The sequence below is a fragment of the Streptomyces sp. NPDC003027 genome, assembly GCF_053591435.1.
The window spans coordinates 20,477-46,744 of the sequence record NZ_JBSFTU010000007.1; the positions used below are offsets into that span (position 1 = coordinate 20,477).

The window sequence follows — 26,268 nt, forward strand, 5'->3', positions numbered from 1 at the left end:
ACGGCACGTCGGGGGGCGGTATGGGTTCAGGACGACGTGGTGGCCAGTTTCTGCACCCACACCGTGCCGTCCGGGCCGGGGACCGCGGCGACCCCCGTGTCCCGGTAGCGGCAGTCCAGCATGTTCCGCCGGTGCGCGCCGTCGTCCATCCAGCCCGCGAAGACGTCGGCGGGGTCCGTCGTCCCGCGCGCCAGGTTCTCGGCCCACCGGCTCCACGGATAGCCGGCGGCCGAGATCCGCGCGTCCGCGAAGGCGCCCTCGGGGCTGCTGTGGGCGTAGTAGCCGCGTCGGACCATGTCCCGGGCGTACGCGCGCGCGGCCCCGGTCAGTCGCGGGTCCGTCCGCAGCGGGGCGCAACCCGCCCGCGCGCGGCGCTCGTTGACCAGGCGGGTGAGCCGCTCCTCGACGGTCGGCGCCTGCGTCCGCGTCGGCGTCGCGGAGGCCGGTACGGGTGTCCGGCTCGTCCGGGGCGCGGTGCTCGGCGACGGCTCGGCGGCGGCGGAGGTGAGGGCCGGGGCGGGGGCCGCCAGGGCGGGGGCGGGCTCCGGGGTACGGGCCGGCGGCGGTGACGGGAGAAGCAGGATGACGCCTCCCAGGGCACCCAGCGCCACCGCGCCGGCGAGAACGGCCCGCCGCGCCGTACCACGGGGCCGGCCCCGCCCTCGTACGCCTGGTGCGGTGGGTGGCGGGCCCGGCGGCCCCTCCCCCGCCCCGCTCGCGTCCGGTGCCGGACCGGTCCAGGCGACCGTCTCGGGCGCGGCGACCGGCGGGTACGGCGCCCTCTCATACCCCAGCAGGGGTGTCACGAGGCCGAGGCCCACCAAGAGCCCCTCAGCGGGGGCGAGTCCGGAGCGGGAGCGGGCGCAGGCGTCGCAGGTTTCCAGATGACGGGCGACGCGTTTGCGCCACACCGGCGCCGGGCGGCCGTCCCATCCGGCGACGACCACCGCCAGGACGGGGCACGGCGGGGTGGCGGCGAGGGCCCGGACGACGGTCCGGCCGGTCTCGAGCCGGCCCTTCATCCGCTGGACGCGGACCGCGGCGTGCTGCGGGGTGACGGCGAGCGCCTCGGCGAGTTCGGCCCGGGTCAGCTCTCCGGTGGCCTCCAGCCACCACAGGGCGAGGAGTTCGCGGTCGCTCGCGTCCAGCCAGCGGGTGGCCTCGGCCACTTCGCGGCGCTGCCCGGAGAGCCCGAGCCGCAGGATGGTGAGATCGGTGAAGTCGGAGCCCGGGTCGGCGAGCTCGGACACCCGGTCCAGGCCGGGCAGCGGGCCGTTCTGCCGTTCGCGCCACCGCCTGCGGATCTGGTTCATCGCGATGGCGACCAGCCAGGAGCGGAACCGCGCGGGGTCGCGCAGGCCCGACAGGCCGTCCAGGGCCCGCAGCAGGGTCTCCTGCACGATGTCGTCGACGTCGGCGTGACCGTCGAGCGCGCGGCCGACGATGTTGTGGACGAGCGGGAGGTGGGCGCGTATCAGCCGCTCACGGGCGTGCGCGTCCCCGGCGGCGGCCGCCTCCACCAGGCCGGCCGTGGCGTCCTCGTCGCTGTGCATGTGTCTGCTCCCTCGTCCCTGGGTCCGTCCCCGTGGTGAGGAGACCCGTGGGAGGGGGCGCGATAACGGTTATGGGCGCGGTCGGTCAGGTGGGTGAGGGCGGCCGGTACGGCACGACCGCCGCGTTGCCCGCCCGTACGGCTTCGACGACCGCTTCGTGTATCTCGCGGCTCTCCGGCTCGGAGGCGCACGGCACCGGACTGCCCGACATGGTGAACCAGTCGGACGCGCCGCTGTACTGCACGGCCACGCGTGCCTCACCGTCCGCGTAGGTGGTGTGCACGGTCACGTCACCGGTGAGCGCGCCGGCCTCCTCGGTCAGCACCCCACCACGCCCGGTATAGACCCCGGCGGTCGTCCATGATGCCCAGCTCATCCATCCAGGTTCACACCCGGACGGCCCATCCGCCACCGACAGGGCCGCCCCGGTCCGGACGGAGGTCCGGGCCGGGGCGGGCACGCGTGTGCGCCGGGATCAGCCGAGGCTGGCGATGGCCTCGTTGAAGGTGGCGGACGGACGCATCACGGCCGAGGCCTTGGCGGGGTCCGGCTGGTAGTAGCCGCCGATGTCGACCGGGGAGCCCTGGACCGCGATGAGCTCGGAGACGATGGTCTCCTCCTGCTCGGCGAGGGTCTTGGCCAGGCCGGCGAAGGCCTCGGCGAGCTGCGCGTCCTCGGTCTGCCCGGCCAGCTCCTGGGCCCAGTAGAGGGCGAGGTAGAAGTGGCTGCCGCGGTTGTCGATACCACCGAGGCGGCGGCTCGGCGACTTGTCCTCGTTGAGGAAGGTGCCGGTGGCGCGGTCGAGGGTGTCGGCGAGGACCTGGGCGCGGGCGTTGCCCGTGGTGGTGGCCATGTGCTCGAAGGAGACCGCGAGGGCGAGGAACTCGCCCAGCGAGTCCCAGCGGAGGTAGTTCTCCTTGACGAGCTGCTGGACGTGCTTGGGGGCGGAGCCGCCGGCCCCCGTCTCGAACAGGCCGCCGCCGTTCATCAGCGGGACGACCGAGAGCATCTTGGCGCTGGTGCCGAGCTCCAGGATCGGGAAGAGGTCGGTGAGGTAGTCGCGCAGGACGTTGCCGGTGACGGAGATGGTGTTCTCGCCGCGGCGGATGCGCTCCAGGGAGAACTTGGTCGCCTCGACCGGGGAGAGGATCTCGATCTGGAGGCCCTCGGTGTCGTGCTGCGGCAGGTACTGCTTGACCTTGGCGATGAGCTGGGCGTCGTGGGCGCGGCTCTCGTCGAGCCAGAAGACGGCCGGGTCGCCGGTGGCGCGGGCGCGGGTGACGGCGAGCTTGACCCAGTCCTGGATCGGCAGGTCCTTGGTCTGGCAGGCGCGGAAGATGTCGCCCTCGGCGACCTCCTGCTCCAGGACGACGGCGCCGGAGGCGTCGACGAGGCGGACGGTCCCGGCGGCGGCGATCTCGAACGTCTTGTCGTGGCTGCCGTACTCCTCGGCCTTCTGCGCCATGAGGCCGACGTTCGGGACGGAGCCCATGGTCGACGGGTCGAAGGCGCCGTGGGCGCGGCAGTCGTCGATGACGGCCTGGTAGACGCCGGAGTAGCTGCTGTCGGGGAGGACGGCGAGGGTGTCGTGCTCCTGGCCGTCCGGGCCCCACATGTGGCCGGAGGTGCGGATCATGGCGGGCATGGAGGCGTCGACGATGACGTCCGAGGGGACGTGCAGGTTGGTGATGCCCTTGTCGGAGTCGACCATGGCGAGGGCCGGGCCCTCGGCGATCTCGGCCTCGAAGGACGCCTTGATCTCCTCGCCGAGGTGCGGCACGGAGTCGAGGCCCTTGAGGATCGCGCCCAGGCCGTCGTTGGGGGACAGACCGGCGGCGGCGAGCGCCTCGCCGTACTTCGCGAAGGTCTTCGGGAAGAAGGCGCGTACGACGTGGCCGAAGACGATCGGGTCGGAGACCTTCATCATCGTGGCCTTGAGGTGCACGGAGAACAGGACGTCCTCCGCCTTGGCGCGGGCGACCTGCTCGCCGAGGAAGGTGCGCAGCGCGGCGGCGCGCATGACCGAGGCGTCGACGACCTCACCGGCGAGGACGGGGACCGACTCGCGCAGGACGGTGGTGGTGCCGTCGGCGGCCACGTGCTCGATGCGCAGGGTGCCGGCCTCGGCGACGACGGTGGACTTCTCGGTGGACCGGAAGTCGTTCTCGCCCATGGTGGCGACGTTCGTCTTCGACTCGGGGCTCCAGGCGCCCATGCGGTGCGGGTGGGCCTTGGCGTAGTTCTTGACCGAGGCGGGGGCGCGGCGGTCGGAGTTGCCCTCGCGCAGGACCGGGTTGACGGCGCTGCCCTTGACCTTGTCGTAGCGGGCGCGGACGTCCTTGTCCTCGTCGGTCCGCGGGTCGTCGGGGTAGTCCGGGAGGGCGTAGCCCTGGGACTGCAGCTCGGCGATCGCGGCCTTCAGCTGCGGGATGGAGGCCGAGATGTTCGGCAGCTTGATGATGTTGGCGGCGGGCGTCTTGGCCAGCTCGCCGAGCTCGGCGAGGGCGTCGTCGATGCGCTGACCCTCTTCGAGACGCTCGGGGAAGCTGGCGATGATGCGGCCGGCCAGGGAGATGTCACGGGTCTCGACATTGATTCCCGCGGTCGAGGCGTACGCCTGGATCACGGGCAGGAACGAGTACGTCGCCAGGGCGGGCGCCTCGTCAGTGTGCGTGTAGATGATGGTCGAGTCAGTCACCGGGTGCTCCGCTCCACGTCTGCGTCTGCGAGATTGCTCGACATCAAGATATCTCGTGATCGTGCTCCACGGGAAAGGGCCCCGCGATCTCGTCCTCGACGTCGCTCTCCTCTGGGATCCGGCGGTGCTGTACGGCGGTGCCGTCGAGGTCGACATGGCGCAGCAGGGCGAGGAGGAGCAGGGCGGCGGCCAGCCCGGTGCCGGCCGCGAGGAGCTGCCCGGACTCGTAGGCGAGGCGCGCGGTCGACGGGTCGACCGGGAGCGGGACGCCGAGGGAGCGGGTGAGCAGGAGGACACCCGCGCCGAGGCAGGCGAGCACGCCCAGGATCACCGGGACGGTCACGAGGGCGGTACGGAAGGGCGCGCGGTGCCGGGGGGCGGGGCGGACCCGCCTCTTGCGGGCGAGGACGGCGACGGCCCCGCAGACCATGGCGAGCACGAGCAGGTCGGCGCCGATGAGGTCGGCCGGCCGGTGCCATCCGGCGGCCACGGTGTGGAACCCGAGGGCCGTGGCCCACAGGGCGCAGGCGCCGACGGCGATCCCGCGCAGCCGGTACGGCACGACCAGGGCGAAGCCGAGGGTCACGCTCAGCGCGAGGGTGGTGTGCCCGCTGGGGAAGCCGCCGTCCAGGAGAGGGGCCGGTGCGCCGACGAGGTCCGGCCGGTGCAGCACGTACCGCTGGAGCAGCTCGGCGAGGGCCGTGGAGGCGATCACCACGCCGAGGGCGGCCACGGTCGCCGTGTACCGCTTGCGCAGGACGCCGACCACTGCCAGGAGCAGCAGGGCGAGGCCGAGGGTGGAGAGGGCGATCTCGTGCGGGATCCGGTGCGCGACCTGCTCGGCGGAGAGCCTGCCGTCCGTCAGCCGGCCGGCGGTCACCGTGTTCTCCCAGCGCTGTCCGGTCGCCGTCAGGACGAGGCCCGCGTAGACGACGGAGAGCAGCAGGACGGCGCCGAGGGCGGCGTTCCGCATCCGTCTGCGTATGCGCCCGTTGAAGGAATCGGGTGCTTCGGCGGCCACCGCGGAGTACCACCAGTCGCCGACCTCCATCGGCGGTATCACACGGCGGCGCGTACCGACCCTGTGTAGAGGAGCCATGTCCCGATTCCACCCCGTGGCACCCCCGTCCGCCCGCTGGAGGCACCCGAACGACACGCCGCGAGGCGATCACGGGGCGAGGAACCACGCCGGGGCCTCGCTAGAGCAGCCATGTCCGGGCGCCTTCGGCCGCACCGCCGTCCGAAGCGGGCACGGCGGGTGCGGCCGCGTCGAGTACCGAGGCGATGCGGTCCCAGGTCTCCCGGTCCCGCGTCAGGGGCGGAAGGACGTCGCCGGCGCCGGCGTCCCAGGCGGTGGCCAGTGCGACCGGGTCGTCGCCGGTCGCCGCACCGGCGGCGAGTGCCGCCGCGCCGAGGGCGACGAGTTCGGTCGCGGCCGGGACCGCGACGGGACGCCCGGAGAGCCGGCGGACCGTCCGCACCCAGGCGCGGCCGCGTGCGCCGCCGCCGATCAGGCGCAGGGGACGGTCCCGTACCGCCGGGTCGGCGAGGTCCTCACCGCACGCGGTGAGGAGTCCGTCGAGAGCCCGCAGCACGGTGAAGACGGCGCCCTCGTAGGCCGCGGCCAGGATCGCGTTCGGGGTGGTGGTGTGGCGCACCCCGGTGAGCAGGCCGGTGGCGTGCGGGAGGTCGGGGGTGCGTTCGCCGTCGAGGTAGGGCAGGACGACCACGCCGTCGCCGCCGGGTGCGGTGTCCTCGCGGTGCAGCCCGAGGAGGTCGGCGAACCTGTCCACGGCGAGCGTGCAGTTGAGGGTGCAGCCGAGGGGGAGGTACGTCCCGTCGGCGGCGGCGAACCCGGCGAGTCCGGCGGCGGCGGGGCGGGTGCGGGTGGCGGCGAAGACGGTGCCCGAGGTGCCGAGGCTCACCACGGGGTGGTCGAGGAGGCCGGCCCCTCCGAGGCCGAGTCCGACGGCGGCCGCCATGTTGTCCCCGGTCCCGGCGGCGACGGCGACGGTGCCGGGGAGGCCGAGCGCCTCGGCGGCCGCCGGGGTGAGCGTGCCGGCCCGGGCGGCTCCGGTCGGGGCGACGGCGGGCAGCACGGCCGGGTCGAGACCGAGCAGGGTGAGGAGGTCCGGGTCGTAGGCGTGGTCGGCGGTGGAGTACCAGCAGGTACCGGAGGCGTCCCCCGGGTCGGTCACGGCGATGCCGGTGAGGCGTTCGGTGAGGAAGTCGTGCGGGAGCCGGACCGCGGCCGTGGCGTCCGCGGTGGCCGGTTCGTTCTCGCGCAGCCACCGCCATTTGGCGGCCGTCATCGAGGCGACCGGCTGCGACCCCGTCCTCGCCAGCCAGGGGCCGGGGCCGCCCAGCTCGGCGGTGAGGGCGGCCGCCTGCGGAGCGGAGCGGGTGTCGTTCCAGAGGAGCGCGGGCCGGAGCGGGCGGCCCGCGGCGTCGAGGACGACCAGGCCGTGCTGCTGCCCCGCGACCGCGATCCCGGTGACGGCGGACGCGGGCACCGCCGCCTCCCTCAGCGCCCGTCCGACCGCCTCGACCAGGGCCGTCCACCACTGGCCGGGGTCGCTCTCGCGTGCGCCGCCGGTGCCGCTGACGGTGTGCGGGGCTCGGCCGACGGCGAGCAGGGCGCCGGTCGTGGTGTCCACCACGGCGGCCTTGGTGGACTGCGTGGAGCTGTCCACTCCGATCACCACGGGGTGCTGCGCGGGCATGGGCCTCGCCTCTCGTCGTCCTCGTCGTCGTCACGCGCGGCCCTACGGGATGTCCGGATCCGCGCCTCACTCTGGCGCGGGAGCGCCCGGGTGCCGTATTAGTTATCGCACAAAACAAATAGGTCGCCCAGACCTCCGACCGAAAGGGCCGGACCATGTCCGTACGTTTCGCCCCCACCGCCCAGGACCGGTTCACCTTCGGCCTGTGGACCGTCGGCTGGCAGGGCCGCGATCCCTTCGGTGACGCCACCCGGCCGGCACTCGACCCGGTCGAGTCGGTCGAACGCCTCGCCTCGCTCGGCGCGTACGGCGTCACCTTCCACGACGACGACCTGATCCCCTTCGGCTCCTCGGAGACCGAGCGCGAGGCCGCCGTCAAGCGCTTCCGGGCCGCTCTGGACCGCACGGGCCTGAAGGTGCCGATGGCCACGACGAACCTCTTCACGCACCCCGTCTTCAAGGACGGCGGCTTCACCGCCAACGACCGCGACGTACGCCGGTTCGCCCTGCGCAAGACGATCAGGAACATCGACCTCGCCGTCGAACTCGGCGCGAGCGTGTACGTCGCCTGGGGCGGACGGGAGGGCGCCGAGTCCGGCGCCGCGAAGGACGTACGGGTGGCGCTCGACCGTATGAAGGAGGCGTTCGACCTGCTCGGCCAGTACGTCACCGACCAGGGGTACCGGCTCCGCTTCGCGATCGAGCCCAAGCCGAACGAGCCGCGCGGGGACATCCTGCTGCCGACGATCGGGCACGCGCTGGCGTTCATCGAGCGCCTGGAGCGGCCGGACCTGGTCGGCGTGAATCCGGAGACGGGCCACGAGCAGATGGCCGGGCTGAACTTCCCGCACGGCATCGCCCAGGCGCTCTGGGCGGGCAAGCTCTTCCACATCGACCTCAACGGCCAGTCCGGCATCAAGTACGACCAGGACTTCCGCTTCGGGGCGGGCGATCTGCGCCAGGCGTTCTGGCTGGTCGACCTGTTGGAGACGGCCGGCTACGAGGGGCCCCGGCACTTCGACTTCAAGCCCGTGCGCACCGACGGCTTCGACGGTGTGTGGGAGTCCGCGAAGAACTGCATGCGCAACTATCTGATCCTCAAGGACCGTGCCGCCGCGTTCCGGGCGGACCCGGAGGTCCAGGAGGCGCTGGCCGCCTCCCGGCTGCCGGAGCTCGCCACCCCCACGGCCGCCGACGGCCTGGCGGGGCTGCTCGCGGACCGCTCGGCGTACGAGGACTTCGACGCGACGGCGGCGGCCGAGCGCTCGATGGCCTTCGAGCGCCTGGACCAGCTTGCCCTGGAACACCTGCTGGCGGTGCGCTGACCGCCCCGGGAGACGGCTGCTCGCCGTGCCACGGCTCGCCGGGAGCACCCGCTGGCGGTGCGCCGACCGGCCTGCGGGAGCGCTGCTCGCCGTGCACCGCCCCGGCGGGGAGCGCCGGCCCGCCGCCGGCGACCCGCCCGGCACCGCCCGCTCCCGGCGCGCCGACCCGCCCGGGAACGGCGATCCGGCGGGCCCCGCGGGATGTCCGCGCCTCAGGACGAGGCGCGGACCACCAGCTCCGTCGGCAGCACCCGGCGAGGCTGGTCCGCCGAGGCCTCCGCGATCTCCTGGAGCAGCAGCCGCGCCATGGTCCGCCCCATCTCCTCGATAGGCTGGCGCACGCTGGTCAGGGGCGGATCCATGTGCCGCGCCACCGCCGAGTCGTCGACGCCGACCAGAGCGACGTCCTCCGGGACGCGCCGCCCCGCCTCGCGCAGCGCGCCGCGCGCACCGGCCGCCATCACGTCCGAGGCGGCGAAGACCGCGTCCAGGTCCGGGCGGCGCGCGAGCAGCTCCCGCGTCGCCCGCCGCCCGCCCTCCTCGGTGAAGTCGCCGGTGGCGACGAGCCCTTCGTCGGGGGCGAGCCCGGCCTCGGCGAGGCCCTGGTGGTAGCCGTCGAGCCGGCACCGGGCGACGTACATGTCGAGGGGGCCGGTGACGGTCGCGATGCGGCGGCGACCCCGGCCGGCGAGATGGGCGACCGCCGAGCGGCCCGCCCCGACGTTGTCGGAGTCCACATAGGCGACGGTCTCCTCCTCGGTACGGCGGCCGTTGAGCACGGCCGGAAGACCGAGCTCCCGCACCTGGTCCGGAAGCGGGTCGTCGCCGTGCACCGACACCAGCAGCACCCCGTCCACCCGCTGGGCGGCGAGATACTGCTCGAAACGCTGCCGCTCCTTGTCGCTGCGGATCAGGGTGAGCAGCAACTGCTTGTCGGCGTCGGCGAGTTCGGCGCTGACCCCGCGGATGATGTCGAGGAAGTAGGGCTCGGCGAACAGCCGCGCCTCCGTCTCGGGGATCACCAGGGCGACCGCGTCGGTACGGCTGCCGGCCAGCGCGCGGGCCGCCCGGTTGGGTACGTACCCGAGTTCGGCGATGGCCCGGCCGACGGCGGCCTTGGCCTGCTCGCTCACGCGCGGGGAGCCGTTGATCACCCGCGAGACCGTGCCACGGCCGACGCCCGCCCTGGCCGCGACCTCCTCCAGGGTGGGCCTGCCGGTCTGGCGCCCGCTCACCACCATCTGCCGTCTCCCCTCGCAGCCCTGTGCTCCCGCGACCCTATCAACAGTGGGAGCGCTCCCACACCTCGCGCCCCGGATCCGCGCACACCTCTTGACACCCACCCCCGACGGGAAGCAACCTTCGGGCGAGATGGGAGTGGGAGCGCTCCCACCATCGCCTTGGACGAGGAGAGTCGCATGCGCACTTCCAGAACGAGAACCGCCATGGCCACCGGGCTCGCGGCCTGCGCGGTCCTGCTCACCGGCTGCGGTGGCGGAGGCTCGGACGAGGCCTCCGGCGACGGAGAGATCACCCTGCGCATCGGGACCTTCGGTTCCTTCGGCTACGACGACAAGACCGGCGCCAAGCTCTACGCCGAGTACGAGAAGATGAACCCGCACATCAAGATCGTCGAGTCGAACGTCGCCGACGGCCAGAAGTACTGGGACACGCTCAAGCTGCGCCTCTCGCGCAACAGCGGTCTCGCCGACATCCAGGCTCTGGAGGTCGGCTACATCGCCGAGGCGACCGGCCCGGCGATGGCCGGCAAGTGGACCGACCTCGGCTCCGTCGGCGGCGCCGACCTCGGCGCGTTCCTCGACTGGAAGGTCAAGCAGGCCACCACCTCCGACGGCAAGGTCATCGGCCTCGGCACCGACATCGGCCCCATGGCCATCTGCTACAACAAGGAGCTCTTCGCCAAGGCGAAGCTGCCGACCGACCGCGAACAGGTCGCCGCCCTGTGGGCCGGCGACTGGTCGAAGTTCCTCTCGACGGGCAAGACTTACCAGAAGAGCGCCCCGGCCGGGACCTCCTTCCACGACTCCGCGAGCGGTCTGTTCAACGCCGTCGTCTCCAGCCAGCCGATCCAGTACGCCAACACCAAGGGCGAGCTCGACTACGAGAACAGCCCCGGCGTGAAGAAGGCCTGGGACACCGCTGTCGAGGCCGCGCAGAGCGGAATCACCGCCAAGCTGCGCCAGTTCGACGAGAAGGGCAGCTGGAACGCCGCCTTCAAGAACTCCAAGTTCGCCACCGTCGCCTGCCCGAGCTGGATGACCGGCATCATCAAGGACCAGGCGGGCCCGGGCAACCAAGGTAAGTGGGACATCGCCGCACCGCCCGTGGCCGGGAACTGGGGCGGCTCGTTCCTCGCGGTCCCGAAGTCGGGCAAGCACGCCGCGGAGGCGGCCAAGCTCGCCGCCTGGCTCACCGCCCCCGCGCAGCACGCCAAGGTCTTCGCCGTGAACGGGAACATCCCCTCCACCAAGGACACGCTCTCCTCCCCGACCGTCCAGGACGCCAAGCTGCCGTACTTCGGTGACACCCCGGTCGGAAAGATCTACTCGGCGGCGGCCGCCGGCATCACCCCGGCCCCGATCAGCCGCTGGGACGGCCAGGTGAAGACCTTCATCACGGACAACGGCGTCCTCGACATCGAGCAGCGCGGCACCGACCCGGTGAAGGCCTGGGAGAACGTCAGGAAGCTGGTCGCGGACAAGATCGACCAGTGATCGCCCCGTAGCGGCGACCAGACGGACCCGAGCCGCCCGGCGCTCCCCCGCCGGGCGGCCGTCCGCCGGCGCCTCACCCGGCGCGGGACGCGCCCGCATCCGACGCACGACGCACCACCGACGCATCGACACCCGAAGGGACGCCCCTCGTGGCCACCTCCGTCCGGGCGGCGGCCGACGGCTCCCCGCCGCCCGCCCCGCACCCCTCCCCCGCCGTCCCGAAGACCCCGGCCCCGCACGGCCGTTGGCGCAGCAGGCTGTACCGGTGGGACCTGCGGCTGAGCCCGTACGCCTTCGTCGCCCCGTTCTTCCTCACCTTCGCGGCCTTCGGGCTCTTCCCGCTGCTCTACACCGGCTGGCTCTCGCTCCACCGGGTGGAGCTCGGCGGCGACGCGCAGTGGAGGGGCCTGGAGAACTACGCCTCCCTCACCGGCAGCGAGTTCTTCTGGAACGCCCTCTTCAACACCTTCACCATCGGCGTCGTCTCGACCGTGCCCCAGCTGCTGATGGCCCTGGGCCTGGCCCATCTGCTCAACTACAAGCTGCGCGGCCGCGGCTTCTTCCGGGTCGCGGTCCTCGCCCCCTACGCCACCTCGATCGCGGCGGCGACCCTCGTCTTCGCGCAGCTCTTCAACACCGACTACGGCCTGATCAACACCGTCCTCGGCTGGGTCGGCTTCGACCCGGTCGACTGGGAGTCGTCGAAGTGGCCGTCGCAGATCGCCATCTCGACCATCGTCACCTGGCGCTGGACCGGCTACAACGCGCTCATCTATCTCGCCGCGATGCAGGCCGTGCCGCAGGATCTGTACGAGGCCGCCGCCCTCGACGGCGCCTCACGCTGGCGCCAGTTCCTCAGCGTCACCATCCCGTCGATCCGCCCGACGATCCTCTTCACGATCATCGTCTCCACCATCGGCGCCACCCAGCTCTTCGGCGAGCCGATGATCTTCGGCGGCAGCCTCGGCATCAGCGGTGGCAGCGGCAACCAGTTCCAGACGCTCAGCCTGCTGATGTACGAGAAGGGCTGGGTGACCGGTGCGCTGGGGCAGGCGTCCGCCATCGCCTGGGTGATGCTGCTGCTCCTGCTGCTGATCGGGGCTGTCCAGAGGCTCGTGTCGCGGGCGAACCGCAAGAAGCTGGGGGCCTGACCTCATGACGTACACCCGCACCCGCGTCCGCGAGGAGACCGGGAAGAAGCGCTTCGGCCGTTCCGGGGCCGGCCGCCAGCACCACGCCGGACCGGTCACCTACGTCCTGCTCGGCCTGGCCGCCCTGCTGTCGCTCTTCCCGCTGTACTGGAACCTCGTCGCCGCCTCCCACTCGGGCGAGCGCGTGGTCGAGGCGCCCGCGCCGCTGCTGCCAGGCCCCCGCCTCTTCGACAACCTCTCCTTCGCCTGGAACCAGGTCGACATGGGCGAGGCGCTGGTCAACACCACCGTCGTGGCCGGCCTGGTGGCCCTGTCCACCGTGATGTTCTCCACCCTGGCCGGATTCGCCTTCGCCAAGCTGCCGTTCAAGGGGCGGGGGGCCATGCTGGCCCTCGTCGTCGCCACCATGACGATTCCACCGCAGCTCAGCGTGATCCCGCTCTACCGGATCATCACCGACCTGGGCTGGGTCGACCAGCTCCAGTCGGTCGTGCTGCCCTCGCTGGTCGCCGCCTTCGGCGTGTTCTTCATGCGGCAGTACCTCATCGAGGCGCTGCCGGTGGAGCTCGTCGAGGCAGCCCGGATGGACGGCGCGCACAGCCTGCGGATCATCTGGCACGTGGTGTTCCCGGTGGCCCGGCCGGCGATGGCGGTCCTCGGGATGCTCGTCTTCGTGCAGGCCTGGAACGACTTCTTCTGGCCGTTCATCGCGCTGACCCCGGACGGGAACCCGACGCTCCAGGTCGCCCTGGCCGGTCTCGGCTCGGGCAACCACACCGTCGACCAGGCCGTCGTGCTGACCGGCGCGCTGATCTCGACGCTGCCGCTGCTTCTCGTCTTCGCCGTGCTCGGCAAGCACATCGTCGGCGGCATCACCTCCGGCGCGGTCAAGAACTGACCCGCCCCACCCGTCGCGGGCGCCTCCCGCGCGTCCCGCGCCGCGTCCCATCCCGTCCCCCTCCTCCTCTCACTCGGGAGTACCTCCGTATGACCACGACAGACCCCCGCCCCCTCACCACGGTCCGCCGTTTCCCCGCCGGGTTCCTGTGGGGCGCCGCCACCGCCGCGTACCAGATCGAGGGCGCCGCGGCCGAGGACGGCCGTACGCCGTCCATCTGGGACACCTTCTCCCACACGCCCGGGAAGGTGTTCGAGGGCCACACCGGAGACGTGGCCGTCGACCACTACCACCGGTTCCGCGACGACGTACGGATGATGGCGGACCTCGGCCTGAGCGCCTACCGGTTCTCGGTCTCCTGGCCCCGGGTCCAGCCCACCGGCCGAGGCCCGGCCGTCCAGAAGGGCCTGGACTTCTACCGCCGGCTCGTCGACGAGCTGCTCGCCGCCGGCATCGAGCCGGTCGTCACCCTCTACCACTGGGATCTGCCGCAGGAGCTGGAGGCCGCCGGCGGCTGGCCCGAGCGGGCGACCGCCGAGCGGTTCGGCGCGTACGCGTCGCTCGTCGGCGGCGCGCTCGGCGACCGGGTCACCCGCTTCACCACGCTCAACGAGCCCTGGTGCAGCGCCTTCCTCGGCTACGGCTCCGGCGTCCACGCGCCAGGCCGTACGGACCCGGTGGCCGCCCTGCGCGCCGCCCACCATCTCAATCTGGCCCACGGCCTGGCCGCCCAGGCGCTGCACTCGGCGCTGCCCGGCCGGGCACGGCTCTCCATCAGCCTCAATCTGCACGAGATCCGGCCGCTCACCCCGTCGGCGGCCGACCGGGAGGCGGCCCGCCGGATCGACGCGGTCGGCAACCGGATCTTCCTCGGGCCGCTGCTGGACGGCGCGTACCCGGAGGACCTGCTCGCCGACACGGCCTCCCTCACCGACTGGTCGTTCGTCCGGGACGGCGACACGGCGGAGATCCGGCAGCCGCTGGACTCGCTCGGCATCAACTACTACACGCCGACGGTGGTGTCGGCGGTCACCGGGGAGATGGACAAGCCCCAGGACGACGGGCACGGGGCGAGCGAGCACTCCCCGTGGCCTGGTGCGGACGATGTCGCGTTCCACCAGGCGCCGGGTGGGCGCACGGCGATGGGCTGGTCGGTGGACCCGAGCGGTCTGTACGACCTGCTGAGCCGGATCTCGGCCCGCTACCCCGGCCTTCCGATGCTGATCACCGAGAACGGCGCGGCCTACGAGGACGAGGTGGGCGCGGACGGCTCGGTCCACGACCCGGACCGGATCGCCTATGTGCACGCCCATCTGGCGGCGGTGCACCGGGCGATCGCCGACGGCGCGGACGTCCGCGGTTACTTCCTGTGGTCGCTCCTGGACAACTTCGAGTGGGCGTACGGCTACGCCAAGCGGTTCGGTGCCGTCCATGTCGACTACGCGACGCAGGCCCGTACCCCGAAGTCGAGCGCCCACTGGTACGCGCGCGTGGCGCGGGCCGGTGAGCTCGTCGACCCGGTGGAGGAGCTGGCGGACGGCCCGGCGGACGACTGACCCGGCCGCCGCCCGGTAAGCCCGGCGCGCACATCCGTGCAGGTCGGAGCGGTCTGAGGTGCGCCGGGCGATCTCCCGGCGTACCGTCGCCGGTGTACCGGGACTCCGACTGCTGCGGGAGGGTGTGTGCGTCGCTCCACGACCGGTGAGGCCGCGGCCCCCTCACCTCGCGGCGGCCGCAGGCGCAGGCCCAGGCGCAACGGCATACGGATCGCGGCGACGGCGGCCGGAGCGGTCGTCGTCGTCGCGGGCGGGCTGTACGTCGCCGGGCTCGTCGCCACCGGGGAGGACATATCCGAGGGCACGCGGGTCAGCGGGGTGGACATCGGGGGAATGAGCCGTGCCGAGGCGCGGGACCGGCTGGCCTCCGCGGCGCCCGCCACCTGGACGGCGCCCCTCCCCGTACGCGTCGGTGACCGCACCGACATCGTCGCTCCGGCCTCCGCCGGGCTGACGGTCGACGCGGCGCGGACCGCCGAGCGGGCCGCCGACCCCTCCCGCGATCCGGTGACCGTGATCAGCCGCCTCTTCTCCCCCGGCGACCGCGAGATCGCACCCGTCGTCGCCTTCGACGAGGCCAAGGCCCGTACGGCGATGACCGAGGTGGCGAAGCGCCACGACCGTACGACGGTCGAGGGCGCCGTCGCGTTCAAGGAGGGCAGGGCGGTCGCGACTCCGCCGAGCGACGGGCTGAAGCTGGACAGGGACGGTGCCGTCGACGCGCTGCGCGCGGCCTATCCCGCCACCGGCCGGGATCCTGTGGCGCTGCCGGCCGCCGTCTCCCGGCCCAGGGTCGGCGCGGCCGAGGTCGCCCGGTTCATGAAGGAGTTCGCGACACCGGCCATGTCGGGCCCGGTCACGCTCACCGCCGTCGGCAGACCGCTGCGGATCGCCCCCGCCACGCTCGGCGACCATCTGAAGGTGAAGGCGGACGACAAGGGCCGGCTGGGCGCGACGCTCGACGCGGAGGGGCTGATCCGCGATCCGGATGTCGCGCGACCGCTCGACTCGATCGCCGACGGTCCGGTCGACGCGAAGCTGGGGGTGCGCGACGGCCGGGTGGTGGTGGAGTCGGACGGACGGCCCGGCCACGAGGTGTCCGCCAAGGCACTGAAGGACGCTGTGCTGCCCCTGCTGCCGAGGACGGGCGCGGCGGCCCGCACCGCGCCCGTCGCCACCGAGCTGATCCAGCCGGAGTTGACGGCCACGTCGGTGCGGGAGCTGGGGATCAAGGAGCGGATGTCGACCTTCACGGTCGACTTCCCCCCGGCGCCGTACCGGACGATCAACATCGGCCGGGCGGTCGAGCTGATCAACGGCTCCCTCGTGCGGCCCGGCGAGGTCTGGAGCTTCAACCGGACCGTCGGCGAGCGTACGAAGGCCAACGGATTCGTGGACGGCACGATGATCCTCGACGGGCAGTACCACTCCGCTCCGGGTGGTGGGGTGTCCGCCGTCGCGACCACCGTCTTCAACGCGGTCTTCTTCGCCGGGGTGAAGCCGGTCGAGTACGGGGCGCACTCCTTCTACATCGAGCGCTACCCGGCCGGCCGGGAGGCGACGGTCGCCTGGGGCACGCTGGACCTGAAGTTCCGCAACGACTCCGGCCACGGCATCTACATCGAGGCGACCTCCACGGACTCCTCGGTGACCGTCACCTTCTACGGCACCAAGAAGTACGACGAGGTGCTGGCCGTGGAGGGCCCTCGGACGAAACTGACGGAGCCCTCCGAGCGGAAGGGCACCGGCCCGCACTGCGAGCCGCAGACCCCGCTGGAGGGCTTCGACATCACGGTCGACCGGGTGTTCCGCGACGACGGCGAAGAGGTCAAGCGCGAGACGTTCCGCACGCACTACACCCCGCGCGACCGCGTCACGTGCACATGAGTTCGGCGTCCGCCGTGAGGACCCCCAGCAGGTGGGTGACCTCCCGGGCAACCGCGTCCCTGGCCGGGCCCAGGTAGCGGCGGGGGTCGACCGTCCCCGGCCGCTCCTCCAGGCGGTCGCGTACGGCCCGGGTGAAGGCCTTGTTGAGGTGGGTGGAGACGTTCACCTTCGTCATCCCCGCGCCGACGGCCCGGGCGAGGTCGGTGTCGCCGACCCCCGACGATCCGTGCAGGACGAGGGGAACGCCCACCGCCTCGCGCAGCCGGCCGATGAGGGCGAAGTCGAGGACGGCGTCGCGGGTGACCATCGCGTGGGAGCTGCCGACGGCCACGGCGAGGGCGTCGACGGCGGTCGCGGCGACGAACGCGCGTGCCTCGTCGGGGTCGGTGCGGACGCCGGGGGCGTGGGCGCCGTCCTTGCCTCCGACCTCGCCGAGTTCGGCCTCCACCCAGACGTCGTGGCGGTGGCAGAAGCCCGCCATCTCGCCGGTGGCGGCGACGTTCTCCTCGTACGGAAGCCTGGACGCGTCGAACATGACGGAGCAGAAGCCGAGTTCGACCGCCTCCCGGACCAGCGCGGGGGATTCGGCGTGGTCGAGGTGGACGGCGACGGGGACCGCCGCGCGGCGGGCGACGGCGAGGGTGGCGAGCCCGATGGGCTCCAGGGAGCCGTGGTAGCGGGCGGTGTTCTCGCTGATCTGGAGGATGACCGGCCGGCCGGCCGCCTCGGCGCCGGCGACGATGGCCTGGGCGTGTTCGATCTGGATCACGTTGAAGGCGCCGGCTCCGGCGTTCCCGTCGCGCGCGCCGAGGACGACGGAGCCGGTGGTGGTCAGGGGCATCAGCCGTTCTCCCGGTGGGTGGAGGGCAGCACGACGGAGCGGGTGAGGTTGCGGGGCCGGTCCGGGTCCTGGCCCTGGGCCTCGGCGAGGGCGACAGCGAGGCGCTGGGCGCGGACGAGGTCGGCGAGCGGGTCGAGGTCCCCGTGCGCGGTGCCCGATTCGGCGACCAGGGTGCCGCCGACGCGGGCCACGTCGTCGGCGAGACCGGCGGGCACGGGGCCGAGGACCCAGGCGACGCGGCCCGGTGCGGTGATGCTGATGGGGCCGTGGCGGTACTCCATCGCCGGGTACGCCTCGGTCCAGGCGCCGGCCGCCTCGCGCATCTTGAGTCCGGCTTCGAGGGCGAGGCCGTAGGTCCATCCCGTGCCGAGGAAGGTGAACTGCTCGGCTTCGGTGACCGCGTCGGCGAGCGGTTCGGCGACGGCCCGTTCGGCGTCCCGGGCCGCCTCCTGGACCGTACGGACACCGGCGGGCAGGGCGGACTCGGCCTCCAGGTGGGCGCGGAGGAGGGCGAGGGCCGTAGTGGCGAAACGGGTCTGGACGACCGATTCCTCGTCGGCGAAGTCGAGCACGGCCACGGCATCGGCCGCCGCCGTCACGGGCGTGGCCGGGTCCGCGGTGAGCGCTCCGGTCGCGACGGAGCCCTTGACCTTGCCGAGCAGGTCGAGGACCTCGGTGGTGGTGCCCGAGCGGGTGAGGGCGAGGATCCGGTCGTAGCCGCGGCCGAGCGGGAACTCGGAGGCGGCGAAGGCGTCGGTCTCACCGTGCCCGCCGGTCTCCCTCAGCTGTGCGTAGGCCTGGGCGATGAACCAGGAGGTGCCGCAGCCGACCACGGCGACGCGCTCTCCGCGCCGGGGCAGGGCCGCGCGGTGCCGGGGGAGGGTCTCGGCGGCCCGGCGCCAGGTTTCGGGCTGGGAAGCGATCTCGGCGGCGGTGCGGGAGGGTCCCGAGATGGGCACGTACGGCTCCTTCACAGACAAACGATGCTCGATCATGCTCAGTCGATCGCTATTTCGAGCATCTTCGAGCAGCTGTATGGTGCGCAGTATCCATGAGCCGGGCCGTACGGTCCAGGGCCCGGACGTCGTACGGCGCTAAAATCGCGATCATGTCCAAACACGAGCGGTGGAACACGCTCCTCGAACTGCTCGCGTCCACCGGCAGGCTGGAGGTCGACGAGGCCGCGTCCGCGCTCGCGGTCTCCCCCGCCACGATCCGCCGGGACCTGGACGAGCTCGCCGAGCAGCGCCTGCTCGTCCGCACCCGTGGCGGGGCGGTTCCGCAGGGGGTCTCGTACGAACTGCCGCTGCGCTACAAGTCGTCGCGGCACGCCTCCGAGAAGCAGCGCATCGCCGCCGCGGTGGCCGACCTCGTCCACGAGGGCGAGGTCGTGGGACTCAACGGCGGCACCACGACGACGGAGGTGGCCCGGGCGCTGGCGCTGCGCTTCGGCACCGGCCGGGCCGAGACGCACGGGGCATCGCCCGCCCCCGCGCTGACGGTGGTCACCAACGCGCTCAACATCGCCGGTGAGCTGGCGGTACGCCCGCAGATCAAGATCGTCGTCTCCGGCGGTGTGGCCCGCCCGCAGACCTACGAACTGGTCGGGCCGCTGGCTGCCGGCGTGCTCGACGAAGTGGTGCTCGACGTCGTCGTCCTCGGAGTCGACGGCGTCGACCCCGAGTTGGGCGTCATGGCCCACCACGAGGACGAGGCGGCGATCAGCCGCCTCTTCGCCGAACACGCGAGCCGGGTCGTCGTGGTCACCGACTCATCCAAGATGGGCCGGCGCGCTTTCGCCCGGATCTGCGGCCTCGACCGGGTGGACGTCCTGGTGACGGACGCGGCGATCCCGGCGGAGTCGGCGCGGCACCTCGCGGATGCCGGGGTGCGGGTCGTCACCGTGTGACCGGCCGCACCGACTCCCCACCTCGCCACGTGCTCAGCCGGTGACGATCCCGGGGTCGCTGACACCGGTGCCGCCGGTCTCGACATGTCCGGCGAAGCGCCGGAGGAAGGCGCTGTCACGGTCGGAGGTGACGGAGAGGTCGTACCAGCGCCTGCTGCCACGAAGATCCACGGTGTGGCGCACCGTGGCTCCTCTCGCCACCTTGAAGGTCTGCGACTGCCCACCGTACGCCCGCGCTTGAGTGACCGTCAGGTTGACGTCGACGGCGCCGGGGTTGGTCATGGTGAGGGACAGGGTGCCCGTGGCGCGGTCATGACGTGCCGTCACCTCGGGCCCCGCGGTCTTGCCAGGCCCCCTGAAGGTGCGCAGGAATCCGTTGGGGCCGCTCACCGTCAGGTCGTGTACCCCTTGCGAGTAGGCGCTGTTCCAGGTGTCGGACAGGGACTTGCCCGCCTCCGTGGTGTAGGTCCACGGCCCGTCGGTGCGGCCCCGTGCGGTGACGTGGAAGAACGCACCCGCCCTGGCCCCGGAGCCGAACGTGAGTGTGTAGCGGCCGGTCGACGGCGTGGCCGATCCGTCGACGACGAGGTCGTACGGCAGCGCCCTGGTGGGGCGGGCGCCGGGCTCCTGCCGGGGCAGGACCGGCTTGGCGGGCGGCTTCGGTACGTAGCTGGGGTGCCGGTCGCCGTCCGGCGGCCGGTAGCCGCTGGTGTCCGGCAGCGCCTCGGGCGCCGTGTCCTCGAGACCGAAGTCGAAGGCCGAGGTCAGATCGCCGCAGATGGCCCTGCGCCAGGGCGAGATGTTCGGTTCGGTGACCCCGAAGCGCCGCTCCATGAAGCGGATGATCGAGGTGTGGTCGAAGACCTCGGAGCAGACGTAACCGCCCTTGCTCCACGGCGAGACGACGATCATCGGGACGCGCTGGCCGAGGCCGTAGACGCCGGCGGCGTAGCGGGAGTCGCCGGGGAAGTGGTCGAGGGTGGTGTCGACGGTGGAGAGCCCCTGGGCGGCGGAGGCCGGCGGGTAGGGCGGGACGACGTGGTCGAAGTAGCCGTCGTTCTCGTCGTACGTGATGAACAGCGCGGTCCTGCTCCACACCTCGGGGTTGGAGGTGAGCGCGTCGAGCACCTGGGAGATGTACCAGGCACCGTAGTTGGCGGGCCAGTTGGGGTGCTCGGTGAACGCCTCCGGGGCGGCGATCCAGGAGATCCGCGGCAGCCGGTCCGCGGCGACGTCCGCGCGGAGGATGTCGAAGAGCCCGTCGCCGTTCTTGACGTCGGTGCCGGTGCGGGCCTTGTCGTAGAGCGGGTTCCCGGGCTGGGAGTTGCGGTAGGAGTTGAAGTACAGCAGCGAGTTGTCGCCGTAGTTGCCGCGGTAGGCGTCGTTGATCCAGCCCCAGTGGCCGGCGGCGTTCAGGCCGTCGCCGATGTCCTGGTAGATCTTCCAGGAGACCCCCGCCCGCTCCAGGCGCTCGGGGTACGTCGTCCAGCCGTAGCCGAGTTCGTCGTTGCCGAGCACCGGGCCGCCGCCGGTGCCGTCGTTCCCGGTGTGCCCCGTCCACATGTAGTAGCGGTTGGGGTCGGTGGCGCCGATGAAGGAGCAGTGGTAGGCGTCGCAGACGGTGAACGCGTCGGCGAGCGCGTAGTGGAACGGGATGTCGTCGCGGGTCAGGTACGCCATCGCTCCCGCGGACTTGGCGGGGATCCACTGGTCGTACTTGCCGTTGTTGAAGGCCTTGTGGCCGCCGGCCCAGTCGTGGTTGAGACCCGCGATGAACTGCATGCCGAGGTCGTCGGCGGTGGGGTGGTACGGCAGCACCTCCTTGTTGCCGTCCGCCTGGTACCAGACCGGCTTTCCGCTGGGGAGGGTCACGGGGCGGGGGTCGCCGAAGCCGCGGACCCCGTTGAGCGAGCCGAAGTAATGGTCGAAGGAGCGGTTCTCCTGCATCAGCACGACGATGTGCTCGACGTCGGCGAGTGTGCCGGAGGTCCGGGCGGCGGGGATGGCGGCGGCCCGGGCGATGCTGCCGCCGAGCGCGGCGAAGCCGGCGGTGGCGCCGGCGATCTGGAGGAAGCGGCGCCGATGGAGTTCAGTCATGGGTCCGAGCACCTCTGCGGGATGGGGGACGGTGGTCCGAGCGAGCCCAAGATCAGCGGGGTGAGGGGACGGGGGCGTGTCGTCGACGCGTGGGGGCGCGGTACAGGTCATGAACGCGGAACCAACGGGGCGTCCTCACGGCCGGGTTCACCGTAGGGGTGGGCGGGCCGGTCGTGGCGGGGCGCGACGAAGAGTCCATGGAGTCGTACGAGAAGTCCATGCCCGTGGCTGTGGGGACCTACGGGTACGCCGGACGGCCCGGCGGCCGGAGGGTCTCGCTGCCGGGTTTCACACGTCGGGGTTCACCCTTCGGGGCTGACGCCCTCGGGGCGCACGTGCTGAAGGCTGACGCGCCTCGGGGGCCACGTGCCTTGGGGGCTCACGTGCCTCGGAGGGTCACGCGCCGCGGCGGATGCGGGCGGCCTTGCGGGCCTCGGCCGTCTGCCGGGCCTCGGCGGCCCGCCGGGACTCGTTCTTGGCGCGACCGGGCTTCCCCGGAACGGTTCCCATGCCCCGGAAGGCGGCACCGCCGCGCTTGACGCGGTCCGTGGCGGGCGCGTTGCCGCCGAGCGGGACGCCGGAGGGGGCCTGGGCGCCGGTGATGCGGCTCAGTTCGGCCTCGCCGGAGCGGACCTGGGTGATCAGGGGGCGGATGCCCGCTTCCGACAGGACGCGCGCCATGTCCCGGCGCTGACCCGCCGTCACCAGGGTGACGACGCTGCCGGACTCGCCGGCGCGGGCGGTACGGCCACCGCGGTGCAGATAGTCCTTGTGGTCGGTCGGCGGGTCGACGTTCACGACGAGGTCGAGGTGGTCGATGTGGATGCCGCGGGCCGCGACGTTCGTCGCCACGAGCACCGTGATCTCGCCGGACTTGAAGCGTTCCAGGGTCCGGGTGCGCAGCGGCTGGGCCTTGCCGCCGTGCAGGGCCGCGGCCCGTACCCCGCTGCCGAGGAGGTGCCGGGTGAACTGGTCGACGGCGTGCTTGGTGTCCAGGAACATGAGCACGCGCCCGTCCCGGGCGGCGATCTCCGTGGCGGTGGCGTACTTGTCGGCTCCGTGCACCTGGAGGACGTGGTGGTCCATGGTGGTGACGGCGCCGGCGGAGGGGTCGACCGAGTGGACCACCGGGTCCTGGAGGTAGCGGCGCACCAGGAGGTCGACGTTGCGGTCGAGCGTGGCCGAGAACAGCATCCGCTGACCGTCGGGGCGCACCTGGTCGAGCAGTTCGGTGACCTGCGGCATGAAGCCCATGTCGGCCATCTGGTCGGCCTCGTCCAGGACGGTGAGGGCCACCCGGTCCAGGCGGCAGTCCTTGCGCTCGACGAGATCCATCAGGCGGCCCGGGGTGGCGACGAGGACCTCGGCCCCGGCGCGCAGCGCCGTCGCCTGCCTCCCGATCGACACGCCGCCGACGACGGTGGCCAGCCTCAGTTTCAGCGCGCCGGCGTACGGGGTGAGCGCGTCGGTGACCTGCTGGGCGAGTTCCCGGGTCGGGACGAGGACCAGGGCCAGTGGCTTCCTGGCGTCCGCCCGCTGTCCGGCCGTACGCGCCAGGAGGGCGAGGCCGAAGGCGAGCGTCTTGCCCGATCCGGTGCGGGCGCGGCCCAGCACGTCACGGCCCGCGAGGGCGTTCGGGAGGGTGGCCGCCTGGATCGGGAAGGGCGTCTCGACGCCGAGCTCGGCGAGCGTGTTCAGCAGGGCGGTGGGCAGCTCCATGTCACCGAAGCTCGCCGCGGCGGGAAGGGGAGGCGTCAGGGTCTCCGGGAGCGCGAACTCGTCGGAGCGGGCCGAACGATTCACGGAGGGACGGTTCGTCGCGGACGAGCGGTTCATGGACACCTTCCTCGACATGGCGGTCTCGGGGAATTCGATGCGGCCATGGAGCGAATGCACGGGGAATGAGCGAGGGCCTGAGCGGGAAAAGGCGGCCCGATGTCATGCGGGTCCGGCTCCGGGAGCCGGACCGTGGAAAAACGAACGAGCCGGGGCCCTCACCTCGCGGTGGGGACCCCAGCTGCGTCGGTACGCCTCAGCGTGTGCGTCAGGCGGGAACGATGTTCTCGGCCTGCGGGCCCTTCTGGCCCTGCGTGACGTCGAAGCTCACCTTCTGGCCCTCCTGCAGCTCACGGAAGCCCTGGGTGGCGATGTTCGAGTAGTGGGCGAAGACGTCGGGGCCGCCACCCTCCTGCTCGATGAAGCCGAAGCCCTTTTCCGAGTTGAACCACTTCACGGTGCCAGTAGCCATGCCATATCTCCTTCGGGGCATTACCCGGGTCCGCACTGTGCGAATCCCGGCGTCGCCGCGATGATTACCCCGTCCGGAAAAAGAACCGAAAATACAAAAGTGCCCGACGATGCGAGATCGTCTCGGGCACTTGAAGTCTTATGGGAACCACAACTGCAACTGCTGTCGACTGTAGCACGGAAAGGGGTCCCGTGCTTTGTGGACGCCCGAGAAAATTGAGACGGGGTGGCGGGCCTGGCCGGCGTGCCGTGGCCGCGGCTGTGGCGCCCCCGGTCCCGCCGGGGCGCCCCCGCGAGACCGGGGGCGCCGATGGGCGTACGTCGCCCGTCTCAGACGGACACGTTTCCCGCGTTCCTGCTGAACCAGCCGCTGAACACCTCGTCCCGGGGGGCGCCCGTGCGCCGCTCGGCCCTCGCCAGCACCTTCGACGCCTCCTCGCGCCACGCCGCCGCGTCCGCACGGGGAGGGGGAAGGAACGGTCCCCGCTCGGCCGCTTCGGCGCCGGCTCCGAAGAAGTCGCCGCCCTTGCGCTTGAAGTCGTCGGTGCCCCACGCGCGGCTGCCGCCCTGGACCGGCACCTTCTGCAGGTGGGGGATGTGCTTGGCGCAGTGGATGTACGCCTCCTCGACCGTGACCTCCACCCACAGCTGGGCGCGGCGGCCGGGTACGGGGTCCACGGCGAGCCCGGGGTGCGCCTGGCGCATGACGTCGTCGGCGACGATCCGCGCCCTGCCGTTGATGTGCAGTCCGATGCGGTCCCGGAGGAAGTCCACCATCAGGATGCCGACGTGCGGGTTCTCCTCGATGTTGCCGAGGCTGGCGAGCACGCCGTTGCCCCGGTACTCCGGGTAGGCGACGGTCAGCTCGTCGAGGACCTGGAGGAAGCCGGGCGGGCCGGCCCGGAACGTGTTGTCGCACTCCCCGTGCCGGTCGGCGGTGGCCAGGAAGAACATCTCCTGCCGGGCGGCGAACTCCCTCATCCGGGGGTTGAGCCGGTCGAGGACCTGCTCGGCGTAGAACTTGTCGGCCCGCTCGGTCGTCCCCATGCGCTGCTGGACGAAGTGTTCGCCGTCGCTGCCGGGACGGGTCGTGCGCACCGCCGCCGCCTGCTGCCCGGCCTGTTCGAAAGTGCTCAATTCCTTGCTCCGACCAGTTCCTCGATGGAGTCGTGCCGTATGCGGTGGGAGGGGATGCCGATCCCCACCAGGGTGTCGACGCTGCGGCGGATCATCGCCGGAGGGCCGGACAGATAGGCGTCGTACGTGTGCCAGGGGCCGTACTGGCAGACGGCCTCGGGCAGTTGGCCGCAGAGATCGCCACCGGGGCCGTCGTCGACGACCGGGCGGACCGAGAGCCACGGGTGGGTCTGCTGCATCCGGAGCATCGTGTCGATGTCGTACAGGTCGTGGTCGCGGCGGGCGCCGTAGAACACCTGGACGCGGCGGCGGCGGCCGTGCTCGGCCACGTCCTCGATCATGGCCTTGATGGGTGCGATGCCCGTGCCACCGCCCACGCACAGCAGTCCGTTGTCGGTGCTGTGGTCCACGGTCATGGAGCCGGCGGGGGCACCGAGGCGGATCATGTCCCCCGGGCGGGCGCGGTGCACGAGGGCGTTGGAGACCCAGCCGGCCGGCACCGCCTTGACGTGGAAGGAGAGCAGCCCGTCGGAGCGGGGCGCGGAGGCGAAGGAGTAGTGCCGCCAGACGCGCGGCCACCACGGGGTCTCGAGCGCGGCGTACTGCCCGGCCAGGAAGGGGTAGGGGTGGTTGGGGCGCACGGTCACGACCGCGATGTCGGGCGTGCGCATCTCGTGCGCGACCACCTCCGCCTCCCACCAGGCGGGTGCCCGCAGCTCGTCCTCGGCGGCGGCGTCGATCATGATCTGGGAGATGGCGGTGTACGCGCCGACCCAGGCGGCCTCCGTCTCGGCGTTCCAGCTCCGCGTGGCATGGCGGGAGAGGGCTCCGATGAGGCACTCCCCCACGGCCGGGTAGTGCTCCGGGCGGGTGCCGTACTTCCGGTGACCGCGCCCGAGGTGGGAGAGGTACGTGGTGAGGGTGTCGGTGTCGTCCACGTGTCTCGCGGCGGTGAGCAGCGCCTTGAAGAGGCGGTCGCGCTGGGCGTCCATCGCCGCGGGAAAGAGGCCGCGCAGTTCCGGGTGCTGGAGGAAGAGCAGCGCGTAGAAATACGACGTGACCTTGTCGGCGATCGGCTCGATCTCGGCCATGGTCCGACGGATCAGGACGGCCTCGGGGGAACCGCCTTCGTCCTGTCCGCCGAGAGCGTCGGGAACGGGATTGCCGGGTATGGGGCGGCCGTCGGCCGCGGGGCCCGCGGGTATCGGGCCCTCTTCCGTACGTGCCTTCTGCGCCGTACCGGTCGATTTCCTGCTCGGACTTGGACTGAACCAGCCCCCGCCCCCATTACTGCCGTCCATCGGATTGCCTCGCCTCGAACGTCTTTCGGTCGCTCTTCGCGGGCTCGACCCTACCCCGCCCGTCCGAATCCATGAACGGGATCCTCGGCGGCGCAAACCACCCTTGTGTCCCGGTTCTCCGGAGTCTCAACACCGAGAAACCCGGGCATTGCCGGAAGTTACCGGTCGGTTCAACGGATGGCACAGACCTCTCGCTCCACCTCTGGGGGG

20 protein-coding genes are annotated in these 26,268 nt (G+C 72.2%); 7 read left to right on the plus strand and 13 right to left on the minus strand.

What is annotated here, in order from left to right:
• Positions 1 to 26: 26 nt before the first annotated feature.
• The 5 genes from ACWDX6_RS07800 to xylB form a co-directional block, all read right to left on the minus strand.
• Positions 27 to 1,553, minus strand: coding sequence for a sigma-70 family RNA polymerase sigma factor (locus ACWDX6_RS07800; RefSeq protein ID WP_451484048.1), 1,527 nt, complete (start codon positions 1,551 to 1,553; stop codon positions 27 to 29).
• An 85-nt stretch (positions 1,554 to 1,638) separates the two neighbouring features.
• On the minus strand, positions 1,639 to 1,929 hold the full coding sequence (locus ACWDX6_RS07805) for a hypothetical protein (RefSeq protein WP_403292269.1): 291 nt from the start codon (positions 1,927 to 1,929) through the stop codon (positions 1,639 to 1,641).
• A gap of 99 nt (positions 1,930 to 2,028) precedes the next feature.
• Positions 2,029 to 4,251: an NADP-dependent isocitrate dehydrogenase gene (locus ACWDX6_RS07810; protein ID WP_451484049.1), complete on the minus strand. Its 2,223-nt coding sequence runs from the start codon at positions 4,249 to 4,251 to the stop codon at positions 2,029 to 2,031.
• Between the two features lie 43 nt (positions 4,252 to 4,294).
• The gene (locus tag ACWDX6_RS07815; protein ID WP_451484050.1) at positions 4,295 to 5,302 is read right to left on the minus strand and encodes a phosphatase PAP2 family protein; all 1,008 of its coding nucleotides are present in this window, start codon (positions 5,300 to 5,302) and stop codon (positions 4,295 to 4,297) included.
• A 148-nt stretch (positions 5,303 to 5,450) separates the two neighbouring features.
• Positions 5,451 to 6,974, minus strand: coding sequence for a xylulokinase (gene xylB / locus ACWDX6_RS07820; protein ID WP_451484051.1), 1,524 nt, complete (start codon positions 6,972 to 6,974; stop codon positions 5,451 to 5,453).
• A gap of 155 nt (positions 6,975 to 7,129) precedes the next feature.
• On the opposite strand from xylB, the gene xylA reads away from it, so the two are divergent.
• A complete protein-coding gene (gene xylA / locus ACWDX6_RS07825) occupies positions 7,130 to 8,299 on the plus strand; it encodes a xylose isomerase (protein WP_451484052.1) in 1,170 nt (389 codons plus the stop codon).
• 212 nt (positions 8,300 to 8,511) lie between these two features.
• Here the strand turns inward: xylA and ACWDX6_RS07830 are convergent, their stop codons facing one another.
• Complete coding sequence (locus ACWDX6_RS07830; protein ID WP_451484053.1) at positions 8,512 to 9,540, minus strand: LacI family DNA-binding transcriptional regulator; 1,029 nt, start codon at positions 9,538 to 9,540, stop codon at positions 8,512 to 8,514.
• A 177-nt stretch (positions 9,541 to 9,717) separates the two neighbouring features.
• Here ACWDX6_RS07830 and ACWDX6_RS07835 point away from each other — a divergent pair, with 177 nt between their 5' ends.
• The 5 genes from ACWDX6_RS07835 to ACWDX6_RS07855 all read left to right on the plus strand — a co-directional run bounded on the left by ACWDX6_RS07835 (position 9,718) and on the right by ACWDX6_RS07855 (position 16,526).
• Positions 9,718 to 11,034 (plus strand): ABC transporter substrate-binding protein, encoded by a 1,317-nt coding sequence (locus ACWDX6_RS07835; protein WP_451484054.1) that lies wholly within the window; start codon positions 9,718 to 9,720, stop codon positions 11,032 to 11,034.
• Between the two features lie 149 nt (positions 11,035 to 11,183).
• The gene (locus ACWDX6_RS07840) at positions 11,184 to 12,185 is read left to right on the plus strand and encodes a carbohydrate ABC transporter permease (protein WP_451484055.1); all 1,002 of its coding nucleotides are present in this window, start codon (positions 11,184 to 11,186) and stop codon (positions 12,183 to 12,185) included.
• A 4-nt stretch (positions 12,186 to 12,189) separates the two neighbouring features.
• A complete protein-coding gene (locus ACWDX6_RS07845) occupies positions 12,190 to 13,083 on the plus strand; it encodes a carbohydrate ABC transporter permease (protein WP_451484056.1) in 894 nt (297 codons plus the stop codon).
• An 89-nt stretch (positions 13,084 to 13,172) separates the two neighbouring features.
• Positions 13,173 to 14,639, plus strand: a complete 1,467-nt coding sequence (locus ACWDX6_RS07850) for a GH1 family beta-glucosidase (RefSeq protein ID WP_451484057.1) — start codon at positions 13,173 to 13,175, stop codon at positions 14,637 to 14,639.
• Between the two features lie 126 nt (positions 14,640 to 14,765).
• Positions 14,766 to 16,526: a VanW family protein gene (locus ACWDX6_RS07855; protein ID WP_451484058.1), complete on the plus strand. Its 1,761-nt coding sequence runs from the start codon at positions 14,766 to 14,768 to the stop codon at positions 16,524 to 16,526.
• Here ACWDX6_RS07855 and ACWDX6_RS07860 read toward each other — a convergent pair.
• The gene (locus ACWDX6_RS07860) at positions 16,513 to 17,367 is read right to left on the minus strand and encodes a class II fructose-bisphosphate aldolase (protein ID WP_451484059.1); all 855 of its coding nucleotides are present in this window, start codon (positions 17,365 to 17,367) and stop codon (positions 16,513 to 16,515) included. The two genes, ACWDX6_RS07855 and ACWDX6_RS07860, sit on opposite strands and share 14 nt — an antisense overlap.
• A complete protein-coding gene (locus ACWDX6_RS07865; RefSeq protein WP_451484060.1) occupies positions 17,367 to 18,326 on the minus strand; it encodes an SIS domain-containing protein in 960 nt (319 codons plus the stop codon). Before ACWDX6_RS07865 ends, ACWDX6_RS07860 begins: the two co-directional genes overlap by 1 nt.
• Before the next feature lie 149 nt (positions 18,327 to 18,475).
• On the opposite strand from ACWDX6_RS07865, the gene ACWDX6_RS07870 reads away from it, so the two are divergent.
• On the plus strand, positions 18,476 to 19,276 hold the full coding sequence (locus ACWDX6_RS07870; protein WP_451484061.1) for a DeoR/GlpR family DNA-binding transcription regulator: 801 nt from the start codon (positions 18,476 to 18,478) through the stop codon (positions 19,274 to 19,276).
• Between the two features lie 33 nt (positions 19,277 to 19,309).
• Here the strand turns inward: ACWDX6_RS07870 and ACWDX6_RS07875 are convergent, their stop codons facing one another.
• The 5 genes from ACWDX6_RS07875 to ACWDX6_RS07895 form a co-directional block, all read right to left on the minus strand.
• Positions 19,310 to 21,373 (minus strand): phosphocholine-specific phospholipase C, encoded by a 2,064-nt coding sequence (locus ACWDX6_RS07875; protein WP_451484062.1) that lies wholly within the window; start codon positions 21,371 to 21,373, stop codon positions 19,310 to 19,312.
• A gap of 396 nt (positions 21,374 to 21,769) precedes the next feature.
• Positions 21,770 to 23,209 carry a DEAD/DEAH box helicase gene (locus tag ACWDX6_RS07880; protein WP_451484063.1) on the minus strand — a complete coding sequence of 480 codons (1,440 nt, stop codon included), beginning with the start codon at positions 23,207 to 23,209 and terminating at the stop codon, positions 21,770 to 21,772.
• 208 nt (positions 23,210 to 23,417) lie between these two features.
• Positions 23,418 to 23,621: a cold-shock protein gene (locus ACWDX6_RS07885; RefSeq protein ID WP_030689787.1), complete on the minus strand. Its 204-nt coding sequence runs from the start codon at positions 23,619 to 23,621 to the stop codon at positions 23,418 to 23,420.
• Between the two features lie 329 nt (positions 23,622 to 23,950).
• Positions 23,951 to 24,757 carry a pyridoxamine 5'-phosphate oxidase family protein gene (locus ACWDX6_RS07890; protein ID WP_451484064.1) on the minus strand — a complete coding sequence of 269 codons (807 nt, stop codon included), beginning with the start codon at positions 24,755 to 24,757 and terminating at the stop codon, positions 23,951 to 23,953.
• On the minus strand, positions 24,754 to 26,154 hold the full coding sequence (locus ACWDX6_RS07895) for a globin domain-containing protein (protein WP_451484065.1): 1,401 nt from the start codon (positions 26,152 to 26,154) through the stop codon (positions 24,754 to 24,756). The genes ACWDX6_RS07890 and ACWDX6_RS07895 overlap by 4 nt, the downstream gene beginning before the upstream one ends.
• Between the last annotated feature and the right edge of the window lie 114 nt (positions 26,155 to 26,268).

Bases quoted from the DNA above. Each gene is read 5' to 3' on its own strand.
- ACWDX6_RS07830 (WP_451484053.1), bottom strand. From the start codon at position 9,540: ATGGTGGTGAGCGGGCGCCAGACCGGCAGGCCCACCCTGGAGGAGGTC.
- ACWDX6_RS07860 (WP_451484059.1), bottom strand. From the start codon at position 17,367: ATGCCCCTGACCACCACCGGCTCCGTCGTCCTCGGCGCGCGCGACGGG.
- ACWDX6_RS07805 (WP_403292269.1), bottom strand. From the start codon at position 1,929: ATGAGCTGGGCATCATGGACGACCGCCGGGGTCTATACCGGGCGTGGT.
- xylB (WP_451484051.1), bottom strand. From the start codon at position 6,974: ATGCCCGCGCAGCACCCCGTGGTGATCGGAGTGGACAGCTCCACGCAG.
- ACWDX6_RS07845 (WP_451484056.1), top strand. From the start codon at position 12,190: ATGACGTACACCCGCACCCGCGTCCGCGAGGAGACCGGGAAGAAGCGC.
- ACWDX6_RS07850 (WP_451484057.1), top strand. From the start codon at position 13,173: ATGACCACGACAGACCCCCGCCCCCTCACCACGGTCCGCCGTTTCCCC.
- ACWDX6_RS07880 (WP_451484063.1), bottom strand. From the start codon at position 23,209: ATGAACCGCTCGTCCGCGACGAACCGTCCCTCCGTGAATCGTTCGGCC.
- ACWDX6_RS07800 (WP_451484048.1), bottom strand. From the start codon at position 1,553: ATGCACAGCGACGAGGACGCCACGGCCGGCCTGGTGGAGGCGGCCGCC.
- ACWDX6_RS07815 (WP_451484050.1), bottom strand. From the start codon at position 5,302: ATGGAGGTCGGCGACTGGTGGTACTCCGCGGTGGCCGCCGAAGCACCC.
- ACWDX6_RS07885 (WP_030689787.1), bottom strand. From the start codon at position 23,621: ATGGCTACTGGCACCGTGAAGTGGTTCAACTCGGAAAAGGGCTTCGGC.
- xylA (WP_451484052.1), top strand. From the start codon at position 7,130: ATGTCCGTACGTTTCGCCCCCACCGCCCAGGACCGGTTCACCTTCGGC.
- ACWDX6_RS07870 (WP_451484061.1), top strand. From the start codon at position 18,476: ATGTCCAAACACGAGCGGTGGAACACGCTCCTCGAACTGCTCGCGTCC.
- ACWDX6_RS07875 (WP_451484062.1), bottom strand. From the start codon at position 21,373: ATGACTGAACTCCATCGGCGCCGCTTCCTCCAGATCGCCGGCGCCACC.
- ACWDX6_RS07835 (WP_451484054.1), top strand. From the start codon at position 9,718: ATGCGCACTTCCAGAACGAGAACCGCCATGGCCACCGGGCTCGCGGCC.